The sequence below is a fragment of the Flavobacterium paronense genome, from assembly GCF_030409795.1.
Taxonomy (GTDB): Bacteria; Bacteroidota; Bacteroidia; order Flavobacteriales; family Flavobacteriaceae; genus Flavobacterium; species Flavobacterium paronense.
Window position 1 is genome coordinate 2746824 of the sequence record NZ_JAUFQN010000019.1, and the last position, 19108, is coordinate 2765931.

Annotated in this window: 11 protein-coding genes; 1 reads left to right on the plus strand and 10 read right to left on the minus strand. The window is 36.2% G+C overall.

What is annotated here, in order from left to right; genetic code table 11:
- Positions 1 to 235 precede the first annotated feature (235 nt).
- Complete coding sequence (locus QWY90_RS13195) at positions 236 to 6745, minus strand: RemA C-terminal-like gliding motility protein (RefSeq protein ID WP_290286441.1); 6510 nt, start codon at positions 6743 to 6745, stop codon at positions 236 to 238.
- Between the two features lie 323 nt (positions 6746 to 7068).
- Here QWY90_RS13195 and QWY90_RS13200 point away from each other — a divergent pair, with 323 nt between their 5' ends.
- Positions 7069 to 7542, plus strand: a complete 474-nt coding sequence (locus tag QWY90_RS13200) for a regulatory protein RecX (protein WP_290286442.1) — start codon at positions 7069 to 7071, stop codon at positions 7540 to 7542.
- Here the strand turns inward: QWY90_RS13200 and QWY90_RS13205 are convergent.
- The 9 genes from QWY90_RS13205 to QWY90_RS13245 form a co-directional block, all read right to left on the minus strand.
- Positions 7535 to 8686, minus strand: coding sequence for a beta-ketoacyl synthase N-terminal-like domain-containing protein (locus QWY90_RS13205; RefSeq protein WP_290286443.1), 1152 nt, complete (start codon positions 8684 to 8686; stop codon positions 7535 to 7537). The genes QWY90_RS13200 and QWY90_RS13205 overlap by 8 nt on opposite strands.
- A 56-nt stretch (positions 8687 to 8742) precedes the next feature.
- Entirely contained in the window at positions 8743 to 10014 is a 1272-nt protein-coding gene (gene bioA / locus QWY90_RS13210) for an adenosylmethionine--8-amino-7-oxononanoate transaminase (protein ID WP_290286444.1), read from the minus strand.
- 91 nt (positions 10015 to 10105) lie between these two features.
- Positions 10106 to 10723, minus strand: a complete 618-nt coding sequence (gene bioD / locus QWY90_RS13215; protein ID WP_290286445.1) for a dethiobiotin synthase — start codon at positions 10721 to 10723, stop codon at positions 10106 to 10108.
- Positions 10723 to 11127 (minus strand): putative signal transducing protein, encoded by a 405-nt coding sequence (locus QWY90_RS13220; protein WP_290286446.1) that lies wholly within the window; start codon positions 11125 to 11127, stop codon positions 10723 to 10725. Before QWY90_RS13220 ends, bioD begins: the two co-directional genes overlap by 1 nt.
- A 3-nt stretch (positions 11128 to 11130) precedes the next feature.
- A complete protein-coding gene (locus QWY90_RS13225) occupies positions 11131 to 12270 on the minus strand; it encodes an aminotransferase class I/II-fold pyridoxal phosphate-dependent enzyme (protein ID WP_290286447.1) in 1140 nt (379 codons plus the stop codon).
- 236 nt (positions 12271 to 12506) lie between these two features.
- Positions 12507 to 12788: a F0F1 ATP synthase subunit delta/epsilon gene (locus QWY90_RS13230; RefSeq protein ID WP_290286448.1), complete on the minus strand. Its 282-nt coding sequence runs from the start codon at positions 12786 to 12788 to the stop codon at positions 12507 to 12509.
- 74 nt (positions 12789 to 12862) lie between these two features.
- Positions 12863 to 14374, minus strand: a complete 1512-nt coding sequence (atpD, locus tag QWY90_RS13235; RefSeq protein WP_290286449.1) for a F0F1 ATP synthase subunit beta — start codon at positions 14372 to 14374, stop codon at positions 12863 to 12865.
- Between the two features lie 192 nt (positions 14375 to 14566).
- Positions 14567 to 16114 carry an SGNH/GDSL hydrolase family protein gene (locus QWY90_RS13240; RefSeq protein WP_290286450.1) on the minus strand — a complete coding sequence of 516 codons (1548 nt, stop codon included), beginning with the start codon at positions 16112 to 16114 and terminating at the stop codon, positions 14567 to 14569.
- A gap of 31 nt (positions 16115 to 16145) precedes the next feature.
- Complete coding sequence (locus QWY90_RS13245) at positions 16146 to 18977, minus strand: TonB-dependent receptor (RefSeq protein ID WP_290286451.1); 2832 nt, start codon at positions 18975 to 18977, stop codon at positions 16146 to 16148.
- Between the last annotated feature and the right edge of the window lie 131 nt (positions 18978 to 19108).

Here is a 19108-nt window from a genome sequence, read left to right on the forward strand (position 1 = left end):
ATTTCTCAACAACGCACATTAATACGTTTTTATTTACGTTTTTTAGGTTGAATGACTTATTACTTTCTTATTTCCTATGAGTTTAATCCTAAAAAATATAATAGGCAATCTATTCTATATGAAATTTATAATTTAGTTAACCATATTTGATTCCTTAAAATGAAAGAAAAACACATGTCAATAAAAAAAGGTCTCGTTAGAATTAACGAGACCTTTTTTTCTATATAATAAAGAATTAAAGAATAATTTTTCTTGAAATCGTTACGCCATTTTCCAACTTAATTTTCACAATTAATGTTTGTTGGCTCATCGTAATAGTAGACGTTACAAAATTAGTTTTGTTAATTGCTTTTGCGAAGAACAATTGTCTGCCTAATACATCGTATACTGTTACTTCTTGTATGTTTTCAACATGAGATTTGATAGTCATTTCACCATGGTTAGTAGCTACTACAACACTACTGTCTACTGTTCCAAAATCAGGATTATCCAAAGCTGAACCATCAGTATAGCGCAATACAAATCTATTTTCAAATTGTCCTGCGTTAGAAGTAAAAGTATAGGGGTGTGTTTTTATACTTTGAATTACATTTAACAGTTTATCTTCTATATAAATGTTTTGACTTCCATGAAACATCCCATCTAATGCCCCAATACCAATCATGTATGTCCCACTCGAGGGAATGGCAACTCCTAAACGAACAGTATCATTTTCGTTAAAAGGCAAACCTCTACCTTGAATAATAAACCCTTGTGGATTTTCTGTATTTAGATAAGAAACAATTTTTAAAGAATTGCCTAGTCCTGTAATGGCATCATACATTCTGTCTTTATCATTGGTTGCATTTTCAGCATAACCAATTAAAATGCGATTTGAATCTCCTTGTGCCGATATTATGTCCAACCAAATACGATGTTTTTCTTCTTCATTTATAGTTTCTTGAGCGGGAGATGTTGTTTTAAAAAACTGTGAATTATTATAAGGCGCATAAGTAGAAGCCGTATACCGCATACTGTTATTGAAATTAACAGCACTGGTTGTGGTCGAACCATCGCTCATTAATACAAAAAAACCTTGTCCTGAAGCAATTTTCCCATTGAATGAAATTGGCCCACTAGAAACTCCTAAACTGTTGTACAAGACATAATTTACGGTTGACGAATAATTAAGTATAAAATCACTATAGTAAGGATCAACAGTAGAAACAGGCCCTTGTTGATGTGTCCACAAGTACACAAACCCTTCTATATCTGGGTTATTTGATGCTGATAAAAAAGTTAATGCATTAATTGCTGATGGATAGGGATTACTCACTAAGTTCCAGTTATCGTCCCAACGAGTTACTGTAATAGGATTAGGGTTGGACGGAACGGTGTAATTTAATCCTGTGGTTATGCCGTCGCCATAATAACTTCCTCTTGAAATAGGCGTAGTAAAAGCACCATTATTAGGTCGTCCTCTGAATGTGAATGGCAACGTTATGGCAGTTGCAGAACCATTAAAGGTTCTAGCAATATAACCTCTCCCTGCCGTCATGTTAGTGGTTGAAGGTGCATTCCAATTACCTTGTGTACCATTCGAATTAGAAAATAATGGATTCCATTCGTATCTAAAGCCATTTGGTAAATTGCTTACTGCAAAAGATTTTGTTGGCGCACCCCAATATACATAGTCTACATTGGTAGCGGTATAATTTCGAATAAGTTGAAAATCAGTTCCACTATTAGCATCGGCATCATCTATTTGAATCAACTGACCATTATTTTTAATTTGAAAATCAGGAACATCTGTGGTTACCACTGTTGCAATTTTTACTCCTTTTCTAACGGTTATTACTTCATCTGTATTCACCAATAAAATACTTCCACTTACATTTAAATCTTCATTTACAAATGTTTGTGTAGCATTTTGCAACGATTTTGTTCCAGTTCCAGAAATAGTAAGATTAGTATAATAGGAAGAATTAAATAATGTAACCGTTTGATTTGCTCCTGCATACTCTACAGTTGATCCAGTTTCAAGAGTAATGGTTGGGGAATTTGTATTATCTATAGCTGTTACAGCGCTTCCATTAAATCCAGCCGTATTGGAATGTTTAAATATACCTGTTGCCTTAACTTTAAATGTTCCACCAGCCTGAATTTTTACAGGACTTGTGAGTGTATTTGTCCCAACATTATTTCCTACAACATCTATATTGTAATAATTGGGAGCCAGTCTAATTTGTTGTAAAGTTAAAATTGGTACTAAAATTGAACCACTGGTGAAAGTAACTTTGGTACCTGTTCCTAAAGCATAAGTTCCAGAAGCATCTGGTTTAACTCCTGCTCCTGCTGTTCTGTATTCTGAAGTTCCAGTCATGGTTAAATTGGTTCCTGCACCACCCATTCCTTTATCTTCCACATCTAAAATTGCAGTATTTGCAACAGTAATTGTGCCCGTTATAGAACTGATTGCCGACGAAATAGTTTTCACGCCACTTGTAGAAAATTTTAGGTTTTTGTAGCTTCGAGTTCCTCTTAAGTATTGATCAAAAGCACTTGCGCCATCAGCACCATTTAACTCTATTGTTGAATTATCTGCCAAGTTATACACGTTTGACAATCCCACTACTCTAGGAATTAAATCAGTAGAAGAGGAAGACAAACCAGGTATTTGATAAAGCGTTCCATCTTCCATGGTTAATCCTCCATCGCTTCCGGTTAGTAATGCAGTTGTCGACTCAATAAACTGCCCTTTTTTGATATTTAATAGTCCGGGAGAAGTAATACTAGTTGCGCTACTTAAGGTTAATTTTTTTGTATTATCTATTAATTCACAAATAATTGTTTTTGCCGTACCGCCTGTAGTAAAAACATCTCCAGTTACTTGATTGTCTACTCCAACAAACCAAAAAACACCTGTTTGATTATAGGTTTTATTACTAGATGAATATTGAACATTCCCTGTTGTTGCCGAAAGTTGTTGTAAACCGTCAAGTGAGGTAACGATTAACGTTGTTCCCGTTTGTGAAGCAAAAGTATTTGTTCCCGCTGCACTTACTGTAGTTTTCTTAATTACTAAAGGAGTAGTTCCGTTAGTTGCCCATCCAAAATGCAATGTACCACCAGTTTCCACTGTAAAAGGAGCTGTGTATGAACCAACACTATTGGTAGTAAGGTCTTGCGTAGCAAATTTTCTAACACTTGTTCCTTTAATTGTCATCGGAATAGCAACAGCAACGGGTGCAATATCAATTAATTTTGGCGAAACCAATGTTCCTCCATCAAAGTTGACAGTCATTCTGGCGGGCGTTCCACTGCCTCCATCATTGGTAAACGAGGTTACAGTGGATGCAATTTTAACATCACCCTTAAAAGTAACATTGCCACTTAATGTTGTAGGTGTTCCGGCACCTATATAATGTATTTTTAAATCATCATTACTACCACATTCAAAATTTCCGTTGACCGTAAACTGATGATTAAATGCGTCTGTCGTAAAACTAGAACCAAAACTGAATGGCCCATCATAAATAGTCATATTACCATTGACTACAAATCCGTTAGTTCCCGTTCTATTTGTTGCTCCGTGAATATAATTAGAACTAGCATTCGAAATATCAAAATCATTTTCACATAGATTAATAATACCTATACCGCCTCCAATAATTGACCAAGAAAACCCAGGATTAATATCAACAACTAAGTTCCCAAATTTATACCCATTGGCATTACTAGATATTGCCGTTGAAGTGTTAATCAAAGATCCTGAACCTGCACCCGTAAAACCCCAATCATTGATGGTAACGGTTGATCCTCCTTCAAACAATTCAACACCATCCCACATAGGATGAACATTGTTTACTGAATTTTGATTTAATATCATGTCACCACCAGCTCTAACAATTAAATTTCCAGTAGAATTTAGTTTAATGTCTCCCGAAATATCTAATGTCCCACCTGATAAAACTTCTGCTTTTTTACCAGCTGCTATAAAAGTGAATGTTGGTGAAGCAATATTGGCATCAATATATAAATAACCTCCGGATTGAATGATAAAATCACAATTGTAATTTTTTGATGTCGTTCCACCACCACCAACGTATTTATCAATCAAAACTCTATTTACAGTGTTAGCTGTGTTTTGTGGGGCTTTATTATCATAAGCACCACCTGTTAGCCATGTACTTCCATCATAGTATTCCCAATCTCCATTAAATGAAAGATTAGTTGCGTATTTTGGTCTCATATCACCAGCAGCAAAAGTAAATGCAGAAATAACAAAACTGTTACTCGTTGCTAGCGTTAAACTACCGCTTGTAGCTTCTAGTGTATAAGTTCCCGAAGAAGTATGCACAATTCCCGAAAAAGTAGAAACACCAGAAGTAGGAGATACAGTTATTGGCTCTCCTGTCATCGCTCCTGTTGAAGTGATAACAATGGAAGTAGTATAATCTAAATCAATATTTCCGAAGATATCTGATGCTTTTACCGTTGGCGCAGTTGCCATCGCAGCATTTTGAGCCGTGTTAACCGGTTGCGTTACAAACGCTAATCTATCTGCAGTAACTTCAATTCTGTTTCTATCGCTTGTGGTACTCGATACTACACTTGTAAAAGCGGCAAAGGTTGAAGAAGTATTGCTTCCTGCAGCAGCTACATTGGCATTAGCAATGGTAACCTGAATTTGTTGGTTATCGGTAACAGCATTTAAAAAAGTTACTCTCAACGTTAAACCAGTTGAGCCGCCAGTTGAAGCTGTAACATCAGCACCCGATAATCCAGCGAAAGCTATTGTTCCAGCACCGGTATTTATAGTTGGTACATTATTGACCATCGCATTGCCGTTGAAAAGTGCCGCTGTTCTAATGTTAGCAATATTGGTTACGTTAAAAGTAATCCCTGATAAAATGGTTGGCAATCCATCAAGATCAGCTGCTCCGCCTCCATCTCTAATATCAAACTTAAACAAATCGATACTGCCGTTTGCACCGCTTGTAGTATTACTAATGGTTGCTGATTGATACGTAGCATAAGCGATATTTGAATTATAAACATACCCTGCATTGGCTATAATATCTGATAAATTGCTTGGCGTTGCTGTTGCTGTAAAATTAATAATGTAGGTAGGTTCACTTGTATCATTTGTTCCATTAATAGTTACACTCCCAATCCTAGTTCCTGTTGTGGTGGGTGTAAAGCGAACCGTAAAAGTAGTGGTGCCAGCAGCAGCAACTGGCGAGGATGCCAAAGGTGCAATAAGGGTATAATCCGTTCCACTGATTGATAACGGGGTAGTAAACGTTAAATTGGCAGAACCTGTATTTTCTATTGTGAAAACCAAATCGGTAAACGCACCTATTGCAGTGGTTGCAAATGTTTGTGAACCGTTATGAGCAATTGAAGTTACACCTTGTTTTACATTGATTTCGGGTGCGGGCGATAGTGTTAAAACTCCCGCGGAAGTTGCTGACCAAGCTGAACTTCCTCCGGCATTCACCACTTTTATCCTAAAATAATAGGTTGTTGCGCTTGCTAATCCCGAAATGGTTTGACTAATCGAAGCTGATGAAATTCCAGTTATTGTTGATACAACCGAACTAAAATCGGAATTGTCATCTACCTCAATAGTATATGTATATGTAGCACTTCCGCCAGTTGGCGCAGTCCAGTTGGCAACAAAAGAAGAGGCTGTTTCACCATTCCCAACACCTATAGTTGGCGCATTGTGAATAGTGGTAAACGTTGGGAAACTAGAGGTATGTGAATAACCCGTTTGTGGTGAAGCGCAATCATTTATGGCATACGCTCTATAATAATAAAGGGTATTGGCGGTTAAAACCGAACCTGTAGATTGATTAAATGTTGCTACACCAAATGTTCCTGTTGTATTTACTGTTGTTGGTGTGGTTAAAGCAGCATTAGTTGCATATTGAAAACCACGAGTGGTAATGTTTGTTCCACCACCAACGGCAGTAATATCACCGTTTAAAGTGACACTTGTTGTAGCGATTGCAGAAGCAGAGGTTGTTGCCGAAAGTGTGGGCGCTGCGCAGGAAACAGCAAACGTTGCTGTTAAACTCAAATTATCAATCCCCATTCCTTGTCCGTTAGTTGCACCACCTACACCTGTTAATGTCCAACATAAATAATAAAACCCATTTGGCGCAATAGTCAATCCTGTAAGATTCAAAGTTTTAGAAATAGTAGTTGGTGGGTTTACAACTCCATTAGCTGCATCAGCTGCATAAGCTTGATCTCCACTCGCATTAGAAGTATTTACTGCTGTGCCAGTAGCCCCATGAGTAAAAGTCCAGTTGAAAGCTCTAGTTCCTGTTCTATATTTTTCATAATCAAAAGCTACTGCTAAGTCTGTAATATTTGTTGCTCCCGTATTTTTAATTTGAATAATTATATTTCTTGGACTTGTTAAAGATGAACCGGTTAAAAAACCTAATGACCTATCAGTTGCTGAAGCTGTAACTCCATTTGCCCAATTTATTATTCCGGCACCTGAAGTTCCTGTAACTGCTCCTGTACCCGAAGTTCCATAAGCCAATACAGTAGCTGTTGTACCTGTAGTATAATTAGTGGAATTATTATTTACTACAAAACCAGTTGGTAAGGTTGCAGTGGCCGAACTTCCAAGGGCATCAAAGTTTTGTGTAACTGGTGTAGCACTTGGAATATTTACCTGCCCATAGGAACTGACCGAATTCAATACTAAAACAAAAAAAGCAACAAGTAATAATCTAAATTTCATAAATGAATATTATATAATTTCATAGTTATCCTCTTGATTGTGAGACACAAAAAAAGGTCAAGACTTAAGAAGTAGAAATAGGGACAACAAAATTACATCTAAATCACTAAAATACAAGTAGTTTGAATTAAGAAATTATCAATAAAAAGCTATGTTTATGAACATTTACTGCTAATTTCTTGTAAATTGATGATTTTGTTTACATATTTAAAAAAATAACGGTATAAATCGCTTTATTTTCTGTGCGTTTAATCTTAAAAAGTCCGGAACAAAAGAATTCATGCTAATTACCTAACTTTGTTTTTGAAATTTGTATCCAAACAATGAACGAAGCACTAACACTAAAAGAAGCCCAACTCAAACTGGAATATTATTGTTCCTATCAGGAACGATGCCACCAGGAAGTCGTGCAAAAGGCAGGTGATTTGGGCATGAAATCCGATGAGACAGATGCTATTGTGGTTCATTTAATTCAACATAATTTTCTAAATGAGGAACGCTTCGCCCGAAGTTTTGCACGAGGAAAACACCGTATCAAACTTTGGGGTAAAAACCGAATAGTCAACGAACTAAAACAGCGACAAATTTCGGCGCGCAATATCAAATGCGCTTTAACCGAGATTGATGATGATGAATACCACGATACATTTGATAAACTAGCTGAAAAACATTGGGAAACCATCAGAGAAAATAATGTTCAAAGAAAAAAGAAAAAGTTCTGCGATTTCTTGCTTCGTAAAGGATGGGAAAGTAATTTGGTTTATGCGAAGTTAAAGGAATTAGAAAACGCTATTTAGAAACCAAAATACTAACTGCATTGCCTCCAAATCCAACAGCATTAATCAATACGTTTCGAATGGCTTTGCGCGGATTATGTTCTGTAACAAATGGAACTCCTATGAACTGTTGGTGCTGCATCATCAAAAGTGCCATTTCAAGATTGAGGATCCCTGAGGCACCAAAGGTGTGACCCACTTTCCATTTGTTGGTAGTTAACATTGGGAGCTTATTGCCGAAGACTTTTTGTATGGCTTTGTATTCAGATTTGTCCCCTTTTATCGTTCCGGGAGCATGCATCACTATAACATCAACTTCATCTAGTGTCACATTTTGCAATGCCATTTTCATTGATTTCTGAAAACATTCTGCTTCATCAGTGATGGAAATGCTATGTTGCAAATCGTCAGTAGCATAGCCAAATCCGGTAACGTACCCTAAGGCATTTTTTTGTTCTCCTATTTCCAGACAAGCCATTGCAGCACCTTCACCCAACACCATCGAATTATTGGTTTTATGTAAATCAAAAGCTCGACAAGGAAACTCCGAATTGGTTTTGGCATAAATTTTCAAAGCCTGCATTTGAGCAATCGTAAAAGCCGTCAAAGGTGCTTCGCTTCCACCGACTAAAAAGGTATCCGCCATACCTGCCTGCAGCCAAGCAATTCCGTTTAACAAGGCATGCAAAGCAGTTGAGCATGTAATAGAATGAGATAATTCAGGCCCATTTGATTTCAAATCATGAGCCACCCAAGTAGAAATGTTTCCCAAAGTTGTTGTTGGTGAAGCTAAAGTTGGTGTTTTTCCTGTTTCTAAAAATTCCTGATGATACTTTTCAAAAAGTTGGGTAGCACCACGTGAAGAACCTATATTAACTCCAAAAACGGAATCTTTCCAACCCGCTTTTTTAACCGCTTCTCTTGATGCCAAAATTGCATAAAGCACCGAATTATCAAGCGGTTTATATTTTGATTCTGAGTTTCTTAATGCCTCAACTTCTATAGCAAGCCTATCTGATATTGGGACAACCAAATAATTAGAACTCCCTATTTGCTTTTCAACAATTAGTGATTTTGGATTCAGATATTCCTTCCAAACTTCAGCCGTAGTTTTTCCTAAAGGAGAAAACGAAGCAATTGAAGTTATAGCAATAGGTCTTTTCAAAATTTTATTTATTTAACCGCAAAGGTCGCAAAGTTTTGCGCAAAGATCGCTAAGAATTAAATTATTTCTAGGGCTTTTTCGATAGTGGTATATACTTTTTCTAATTGAGAATCCGTAATAATATAGGGCGGTAAAATGTAAACTATGTTTCCCACAGGTCGCAGAATTATACCATTTTCAATAAAGAAATTATAGAGTTTATTACGCATAGTGCCATAGTAACTTTCCTGAGTTTCAGTCTTAATTTCTAAAGCGAAGATAACTCCGAGAACACGAGTAGTTTTTACTTTGGGATGTGATTTTATTTTGATTTCAAAAGCCAAATGCGATTTGTTTATTCTAGTGATATTATTTTGCATTGGTTCAGTTTGCAACAAATTGATGCTAGCCAAAGCTGCTGCACAACCTGTTGGGTTTGCGGTAAAAGTATGTCCGTGAAATAAGGCTTTATTCGTGTCATCATCATAAAATCCATCAAAGATTTCCTGAGTAAAACTCGTTATCGCCATCGGAATTGTTCCTCCCGTTAACGCTTTTGACAAACACATCATATCGGGTTTGTTGATTAAATAATCAGTTGCAAAAGTTTTTCCGGTTTTCCCAAAACCCGTCATTACTTCATCGGCAATGGTAAACACATTATTTTGGTTACAAATAGCAATCATTTTATCCAAAACAGTTGAATCATACATTACCATTCCGGCTGCTCCCTGCACTAAAGGTTCGAAAATAAAAGCTGCATATTCATTGGTCACAACCAACTCTTTCAACGCTTGTAGACTTTGCTCTTCATAGCCTTTTGTAGGCACCGGAATTCGGATTACTTCGAGCAAAGAACCTTTGAATGCTTCCGTAAAAAAAGTAATGCCACTACTCGCCATGGCTCCAAAAGTATCCCCATGAAAGGCATCTTCAAAAGCTATGATTTTTGTTTTTTTGAATCCTTTATTATAATTGTATTGGAGTGCACATTTCAACGCCACTTCTACGGCAGTGGAACCGTTATCAGAATAGAATAGTTTCCTTTGATTACTTGGTAAAATAGACATGAGCTTTTCAGCCAATAAGACAGCTTTGTCGTGAGTAAAACCACCAAACAAAACATGCTCCAAAGTCGTCAACTGTTTATAAATAGCATCAGCAATAACTTTGTTGGAGTGTCCGTAAGGATTTACCCACCAAGAGGCTATCGCATCAACATATTCTTTGCCATTTTCATCCCAAAGCAAAGCGCCTTGTCCTTTTACTATTGCCGGAAAGCTAGCAGCGGTTTTGTGCTGCGTGTAGGGATGCCAGTTGTATAATTTGTCTCTTTCGGAAAGGTTCATTTTTTTTTTTAGATAATAGATGATAGAGGAAAAGATGATAGATGTTTATAGATAAAATGTCTATTATCTATCCGTCTATTATCTCTCATCTTTATAAACTTAATAGATTGCTCCTAAATTTATCAGCATAATAACTAATTACATTAGCATTAAAATAAGGTTCGTTGTCAATACGCCCAATGAATTTCACGCCTGTTTTTTTTAGGATAATTTCTTCTGTGGCTCTATTTTCGTCACCTGAAAAAATGAGCCCGGCAACGCTGATCTTTCTGCTTTTCAATGCTTCAATACTTAACAAAGTGTGGTTGATGCTTCCCAGATAATGACGCGAAACTACTATCACCTTATAATCTTTTTGGATTAAATCAACTATACAATCGTTGTCGTTTAACGGAACGAGAATGCCACCTGCGCCTTCAATTACTAAATGATTGTCGGTTTTTGGTTCAATTATTTTTTTTAAATCGATTGTAATTCCATCTAACGAAGCAGCCAGATGAGGACTTGCCGGCGTATTCAATGCATAAGCATTCGGATGGAATTGGGATTTGGAATTTGGGATTTGTGATTTGACTTTATGAGTATCACTAAAGTCTAAATCTCCAGCTTGAATAGGTTTCCAATAATCAGCTTCCAAAGCTTCAACTACAATAGCTGAAGCAACAGTTTTGCCAACATCGGTACCGATTCCTGTGATGAAAATCTTCATTAATCAAATTCGAATTTACAGTTTTGACATTTGTATTTGTACTTTGAAAAGAATTGAGCGAAGGCGCCTAAAATGGCAACTTGAAAAAAAGATTTTACACCATCTATCGAAGTCTCCATTTCAACTTGTTCGGCTCCACATTCTGGGCATTTTAAAGGTTGGTTATCGTCATCCACAGCATAAAGGCTTACATCACCAAGGATTTCATTAGCTTTATCAAAATCTTCTGTTTTGACAAACATTTTAACGCCTCCAACAGCATTGCTGTATAACGGATTAGAATCGACGATATTGTTATCTCTCAAATAAACTTCAATACCTTGACTTTCTAATTTACCTTGGTAAATGATAGCTTCGCTTGAGTATTGAAATCGGCGGAGTAATGTAAATTTTTCTTCTTCCATAATTTAAAAAACAAAGGTAGCTAACAATTCTAACACATTTTTAATTTCAGATTCCGAATTATAACTGTGCAAACAAAAACGCAAACGCTCTTGTCCTTCGGGAACAGTTGGCGAAAGAATTGGCCTAACATCAAACCCTTTTTGCTGAATTTGTGCAGCGATATTTTTTACTTTCTCATTGCTTGGAATAATAGCACATTGAATCGCAGATTTGCTATAGACAAACATTGGTTTTAAACCCAAACGCATTTTTTCCTGATTGAAGAAAATGATGTTGGACTTTAATTGTTCAAGAGCTTCTCTTTCCTTTGTCAAATGTTTGTATGATTGCAAAATAGTAGCAACACTGTGTGGAGAAAGTCCGGTGGTGTAAACAAAACTTCGGGCAAAGTTGACTAAATAACTTTTTAATTCCTGGCTTCCTAAAACGGCGGATCCATGACAACCCAATCCTTTTCCAAAAGTCATTATTCTTGCAAATATTTTGTCTTGTAATCCTAAACTTTGGACTAATCCTTCTCCGCTTTCGCCAATAACTCCGAGTGCATGCGCTTCGTCAACGACTAAATATGCACTATGCTTTACGGAAAGATTTGTAAGTTCTTCTAAATTTGGACAATCACCATCCATAGAAAAAACGCTTTCGGTTGTGATGTAAATAGTTGACGATTGGAATTTTGAAAGCAGTTTTTCTAAATCTTCAAAATCATTATGTAGAAATTTATAGGCTTTTGCGTTGCTCATTTGGATTCCGTCGCGGATGGATGCATGACATAATTCGTCATACAAAATGATATCATTTCTTTGTGGCACTGAGCTGAAAAAACCAACATTGGCGTCGTAACCCGAATTGAAAATTAATGCGGCTTCGCCCTTATGAAATTTGGCAATATAGTCTTCGGCTTCTTTGTATAAAGTGTGATTTCCGGAAAGCAAACGTGACCCTGTAGCTCCATTTACTTTTATATTTTTATCTAAAAGGAATTGGTGTGTTTCGTTAAAGATAGTTTCATTTTTGGCAAAGCCGATATAATCATTGGAAGCAAAATCGATTAAATCATTGGCAACAGGCAGTTGGCGTAAAGCATTGTTGGCTTTGCGTTGTTCTAGTTTTTGTTGTAATGATTTTGGGAAGCTTTCCATATTTACTTCGTCAATTCACCTTGCTTATGCAAGGCTCGTGTCAAATATAGTAAATAGCCCAGATTGCAACGGCATCCTTTTTATTGTTTTGTGAAAAACAATAAAAAGATATAGTGGAAAGCTGGAAATACCTGCCTGCCGGCAGGCAGGGCTCCTAATAAAAAAGCCCAACATTACGTCGGGCTTTCTTCTTTTATTTTACTGCGTACAATTCGCTACGCTCGGGTTGAATTGTATTAGTCAGCTAATACAATTACTTTGTTGTCTTTCATTTCAATAGTTCCTGAATTGATTTCCAAAAGGTAGTTTTGATCGTTTACTTTGGTAAACTTATCTTCTACTTCTTTTTTGATATCAAAACTCGCTGCCTCAATTTTTACAACACCGTGTTTTAAAATAGAAACTATTGGTGCGTGGTTATTCAAAATTTGAAACGAACCACTAACTCCTGGTAAAGAAACCGAAGTAACTTCGCCTTTGAATAATGTAGCTTCTGGTGATACTATTTCTAAAATCATTTTTTTAATTGATAATTGATAATTGATAATTGATAATTTTCATTGTCAATTGTTAATTATCCATTGTTAATTGATTACGCTTCCGCTAACATTTTTTGTCCTGCTTCAATTGCTTCTTCGATTGTTCCTTTTAGGTTAAATGCAGCTTCCGGCAAGTGATCTAATTCCCCATCAATAATCATGTTGAATCCTTTGATGGTTTCTTTGATGTCAACCAATACTCCAGGAATACCTGTAAATTGTTCCGCTACGTGGAAAGGTTGAGACAAGAAACGTTGCACTCTACGGGCTCTTGATACCGATAATTTATCTTCTTCAGATAACTCTTCCATACCAAGAATCGCGATGATATCTTGAAGTTGTTTGTATTTTTGAAGTATCTCTTTTACTCTTTGAGCACAGTTGTAGTGATCGTCACCTAAGATTTGAGCTGTAAGAATTCTTGAAGTTGAATCTAGTGGATCCACTGCAGGATAAATACCAAGCTCCGCAATTTTACGAGACAATACTGTTGTAGCATCTAAGTGGGCAAATGTTGTTGCAGGTGCCGGATCCGTAAGGTCATCCGCAGGAACGTAAACCGCTTGTACAGATGTAATAGAACCTTTGTTTGTAGATGTAATTCTTTCTTGCATAGCACCCATTTCTGTTGCCAATGTTGGTTGGTACCCTACCGCAGATGGCATACGCCCTAAAAGAGCCGAAACCTCAGAACCTGCTTGTGTAAAACGGAAGATATTGTCAACGAAGAAAAGTACGTCTTTACCTTGGTCTGAACCAGCTCCATCACGGAAATACTCTGCGATAGACAATCCTGAAAGGGCAACACGTGCTCTAGCTCCAGGTGGCTCATTCATTTGTCCGAAAACGAAAGTAGCTTTAGACTCTCTCATTCCTGGTTTATCTACTTTAGATAAATCCCATCCACCATTTTCCATAGAGTGCATGAAATCTTCTCCATATTTTATAATTCCAGATTCCAACATCTCACGAAGTAAATCGTTTCCTTCACGTGTTCTTTCACCAACTCCAGCGAATACAGAAAGTCCACCGTGACCTTTAGCGATATTGTTAATCAATTCTTGAATCAATACTGTTTTACCAACTCCGGCACCACCGAACAATCCAATTTTACCTCCTTTTGAGTAAGGTTCAATCAAATCGATTACTTTAATTCCGGTGAACAATACCTCAGTAGAAGTTGATAAATCTTCAAATTTTGGTGCTTGACGGTGGATAGAAACACCATTTGCTCCGTCTTTTGGTAAGTTTCCTAAACCATCAATAGCATCTCCAATAACGTTAAACAAACGTCCGTAAACATCTGATCCGATTGGCATTTGAATTGGAGCACCTGTAGCATTTACAGCTGTTCCTCTGCTCAAACCATCGGTTGAGTCCATAGAGATAGTACGAACTGTGTTTTCACCAATATGTGATTGCACTTCAAGTACTAATATTGAACCGTTTTTGTTAATGATTTCTAATGAATCATAAATTTTTGGTAACTCAACATCTTTAGTATCAAATACTACGTCTACTACTGGACCAATGATTTGCGAAACTTTTCCTATTGCTTTTGACATTGTTTATGTATTTATTAAATAGCTATTTAGGTTTATTAAAACACCTCTTTTTATCAGAGTGCAAAGATAATTTTTATAAACCAAATAATCAATAATTATTTTATAAAAAAAGTCTGTTTTTTTATTGATGGTGTAAAACAAAAAACCACCCTATATAAATAGGATGGTTTTAAGAAATATTTTTTAAATATCTTAGAGAGAGCCTGGATACAATATTTGATATTGTCCTAAATTAACTCCTTTGAAGTTAGAACCAAATTCGGCATTAATGGCTTCTAAAAACTTATTAGCAATTAAAGCATATCCTTTTGGACTTGGATGAACACCATCTAAGGAGAATGAATTTCCAGTAACATAAGTTGATGTCATTGTGTATCCGCTTTGAACTAAACCGCCACTATTTACTTGTGCCAAAATAGCATTGGCGTCAACAAAAGCAATTTTATTATCCGGATCATTAGTAACTGCTATTGCAGCTATTGTTGCATTAAATGAGTTGGTTGCTGCTACAATTTTTGAATTTTCATCAGCTGTTAGTACTGCTCCATCTTGTAAAGGATAAGTAACTCCTACATTATTAAAAGGAGCTGGTATACCTGTTTGTGAAGTTCCAATTATTCCTCTTGTTGTTAATAGAATGTAATCTCTATCTCCTGTATTGCGAGCATGACGTGCTTGTCCATAAAGTGAACCCATCAAACCTGCTTGAGGTGCAGGAACACTATTGGCTATCAAAGCCGCTGTTATTTGAGGCCCTAAATTGGTTAAGGATTCATCTTTTATTAATAGTGGATTTGAACTTCCCGCTGCCAATGTAACTAATCTGTCTCCTTGACCATATGCAGTTAAAATAGCATCCAAAGGCCCAATTATACCGCCATTTAACTGCGCTGCAGTAGTTGCATCAAGTGGAATTGGATTAGTTGGTACAGTAGTAAAAAATGGTACCGAACTAACATAAGGAATGTTTGCAACAACCCCTTTTGCTCCGCCAGCTGTTAATTGAGTAACTAAAGTTGAATATACACTTGCAAAAACTGATGGGTCTGTAATATCATTGCTTCCATAAGTTGCAGGATTTAAATTCCCTAGTTGATCAACTCCTACACCACCAGATGTTGCATAAGAAAGCACATCATTGTTTCCAATCCATAAAGAAAAGAAAGTTGGATTTTGTGTTACAGCATCTTCTAAAATTGTTGCGTTTGGAGCTGATGCAAAACGAACAAAATAAGGGTTCGCTTGACCTGACGCTACACCAGCAATATTTCCGTAACCGGATGCTAATAAATGAAAACTTTTTGCTCCCGGAACTCCCATGTTGTTGAAAGGACCCGTTAAAATATTACTTATTTCAGTAGTTATTGTACCTGTAACTGGAGTAGGATTATTTCCTGGTGCCAAATAAAGTCTTGGCCCTTGAACTTGGAACCCTCCTAAAAGTAAACCTCCAACATTATCATTCATATATGGAATTTTGAATTCCCCACCACCTACTAAAGCAAATTGTTGTGAAAGTATATTTGGATACGAATTGGCTTGTCCAGCGGCAAATAAAGCCCCATCGCTATATCCTGCACACAATGAATTACCTAGCGCAACATATTTAGAAAAATCTGCTGAACCAGCTGTTAAAGGTAAACCATCAGTTGAATTTGGGTCAATAACCGTTTCATCATCACTGCTACATGCTACAAAGGTTAACGAAACCAATAATAGCCATTTGAAATTTTTTATCATAACTTTTAAATTATATATTGTTATTGATTATTTATGGATTAATTGTGATTGAAGCAAACCATTGTTGTCCAATAGCACCTGCTCCGATTACTTGAATATAGTCTTTCCCGAATAAATTATTAGCCCCAACTTTTAAAACTGATTTTAATTTTGGAATAGCATAATTGATTTGAGCATCAAAAACTACGTTTTCAGGAACCATACCATCAGCAAAAGAAGATTGCCATAAATATTCTGTATTCCATCTTACATTTGTATTAAATCCGAAGTTCTTAAATAATTTTTGGTTTCCTAAAGAAGCTTTTACTCTATGTTTAGGTGTGTTAAAACTTGGGATAAAACTTGGATCTTTAGCTTGGTCAAAAGTATATTCTGCATAATTATAATTCGCACTCAGTTCAAAATCTTTATAGATTTTATTTGACAATCCGATACCGAATCCTAATGAGGTTACTTCCGATTTTGAGTTGTCATAAACTTGATATACTCTTCTGTCTCCGTTTGATATAGCCGCAACCGGAGCATACGTTGCTAAATCTGTCGGGTCAAATGTATTTACATCACCATAATAAGGTGTGATAACTCTGGATTGATTTAAAAAATCATTATAGATGTTGTAATATCCACTAATATCAACGGTTAAATTTTTGATAACTGAACGATAACCGATATCAAACGCTTGTACTCTTTCTGGTTTTACTAAATTAATCTTGGCTACTTCCAGAAGTGCTGCTGCTGTTGGAAGTGCTTGCCCCGATGCAACTGCTGCAGAAAATGCTTGTACTGATGTTAATGTAAATGAATTACCATAGGCTTCAACACCTGATAAAGTAGCTGTAGGATTACCTCCATTTATTACTTGTCCAGCTGTACTAACAGGAAGTGTTTCAACATATCTTGATAAGTTATCTGGAGCAGAACCAATTAAAGCGAATGGCCCTAAATTCAAACCAATGTATTGATCTTGTGTAGTTGGATTTCTGAATCCCGTTTGATAGGATGCTCTGAAATTATGCTGCTTATTGGCTCCTGCTGAATACACAAAAGAAACTCTTGGTGAATAAGAACCATCAAAATTTTGTGATTTATCATAGCGGATGGAACCCGTAAATTTTAGTCGTTCTTCTTTCATAAATTTCTTTTGCACTTGACCATAAACTCCGTATTCATCGTATCTTAATGGACCATCATAATCTGTAAAAATAGTTCCTGAAGAATTCATTTCATATTGTCTGTAAGAACCTCCTAATTGAATTTCAGCCACTTTTATTATGTCTCTGAAATTATAGTTAACATCAGCATGGTATAATTTTGATTTGTCTTGAAATTTAGAACCCGTTACTAAATCTGGGTCAGCAGTTACTGTTGCTAAAGCATTGTTGAAATCTGTAGAACCTGGTAAAAATCTTCCTGTATCTGCGGTAGATCTCGCTATACCATGTGCTTGTTCTGGAGTTGCTCCGGCTAAAGTAGATTGAATGTAAGCACCAGCATATTGACCAAACCAAGTAGCATCTGATTTCCATGCGCGGTTTACATTCCATGCAGCGAAACGCATATCATAAGAATCTCCGGCATTTTCATCTGTCATATAACCTCTCACAAAATAGTTTTTCCCTTTAAACTCAAGTCTGGTTTGATTGATAAAGAAATTTTTCAAGGCGTATCTATTTGCTCCTTGATAAATTGTGTTTCCTAAACCTAACTTATGTTGAAAGATAATTTCATTTTCATCTGCCCAAGGTTTGAAATGGAATGAGAAATCAGCTTTTAAACTTTTGATGTTGTTATCATTTAAATCTTGTTCTCTGTAACCTGTTCTGGCAACATTGTAATTTGGTAATAAGTTAACAGCTGATTGCGGAATTAATCCTAAATTGGCTAAAGAAAGTCCAACACTCTTTATGTTGGTAGAAACTTCATCTCCGTAACTATTCAAACCATCATAATTTGGGTTTACTACTGAACCAGAATTATTAACTGCTACGTCTCTGGGATCAGCAGCTATCCATTCAGAAGCTTTCATGAAGGTAAAATTGGCTTTTGCTGCAAAATGTTTAGAAAAAGCGTGTGCTGCTCTAATCCCAAAATCCCAGTAATCATTTGTTCCCGCAACTTCTTGAGTAGTTTGACCATATTTGAAATAGAAACTCAACCCTTGGTTAGTGAAAGGACTTTTACTATTCATGAACATAATTCCGTTGAAAGCATTTGCACCATATAATGCAGATGAAGCTCCAGGAAGAAGCTCTACACTAGCAACATCTAACTCAGAAACTCCAATTAAATTCCCTAAAGGGAAGTTCAATGCCGGAGAAGAGTTGTCCATCCCATCGACTAATTGCATAAAACGAGTGTTAGCAATGGTTGCAAAACCTCTGGTATTGATTGATTTAAAAGAAAAACTACTTGTGTTAAAATGAACTTCTTTTAAATTTTCAAGACCATCATAGAATGTTGCTGCAGTTGTGTTTTTGATTTCTTTTTGGCTCATTCTTTCGATTGTCACCGGAGATTGCAAAACTTTTTCAGGTGTTCTCGATGCAGAAACAACAATTTCATCTAGTTTATTTTCTTCATCTGTTAATGCAACACTAACATTTTGATTGTTAGATGTAACGTTAACCTTTTTTACCCCAAAGCCAACACTAGAAATTTCAATGTTAAATGGTGGTTTTTTTGTAGTTGTTAAATTAAAATTTCCGTCACTATCTGTCAATGTTCCGGCATCATCACCAGTTACTTTAACATTAGCTCCCGAAACTGGTTGGTTCTTACTGTCTTTTACCGAACCCGATATTGAAGTTTGCGCAAAGGATATGCCGCAAAAAAACAATGAAACGATAAATAAATAAATCTTCATTTGGTTTTGATTTTGTTGGTTTATGACGCCAAAGTACAAATATTTCTTTTACATTATCAAAAAATATTGGGTATTTTTATTAATAATTTATTTTAATGATTTCTTGTTGACAATATGGCATTTGGGCATTT

What these genes read in the sequence shown, in the direction of transcription:
- QWY90_RS13195 (WP_290286441.1), bottom strand. Translation starts at nt 6,745, where the DNA reads ATGAAATTTAGATTATTACTTGTTGCTTTTTTTGTTTTAGTATTGAAT.
- QWY90_RS13200 (WP_290286442.1), top strand. Translation starts at nt 7,069, where the DNA reads ATGAACGAAGCACTAACACTAAAAGAAGCCCAACTCAAACTGGAATAT.
- bioA (WP_290286444.1), bottom strand. Translation starts at nt 10,014, where the DNA reads ATGAACCTTTCCGAAAGAGACAAATTATACAACTGGCATCCCTACACG.
- bioD (WP_290286445.1), bottom strand. Translation starts at nt 10,723, where the DNA reads ATGAAGATTTTCATCACAGGAATCGGTACCGATGTTGGCAAAACTGTT.
- QWY90_RS13220 (WP_290286446.1), bottom strand. Translation starts at nt 11,127, where the DNA reads ATGGAAGAAGAAAAATTTACATTACTCCGCCGATTTCAATACTCAAGC.
- QWY90_RS13225 (WP_290286447.1), bottom strand. Translation starts at nt 12,270, where the DNA reads ATGGAAAGCTTCCCAAAATCATTACAACAAAAACTAGAACAACGCAAA.
- QWY90_RS13230 (WP_290286448.1), bottom strand. Translation starts at nt 12,788, where the DNA reads ATGATTTTAGAAATAGTATCACCAGAAGCTACATTATTCAAAGGCGAA.
- atpD (WP_290286449.1), bottom strand. Translation starts at nt 14,374, where the DNA reads ATGTCAAAAGCAATAGGAAAAGTTTCGCAAATCATTGGTCCAGTAGTA.
- QWY90_RS13240 (WP_290286450.1), bottom strand. Translation starts at nt 16,114, where the DNA reads ATGATAAAAAATTTCAAATGGCTATTATTGGTTTCGTTAACCTTTGTA.
- QWY90_RS13245 (WP_290286451.1), bottom strand. Translation starts at nt 18,977, where the DNA reads ATGAAGATTTATTTATTTATCGTTTCATTGTTTTTTTGCGGCATATCC.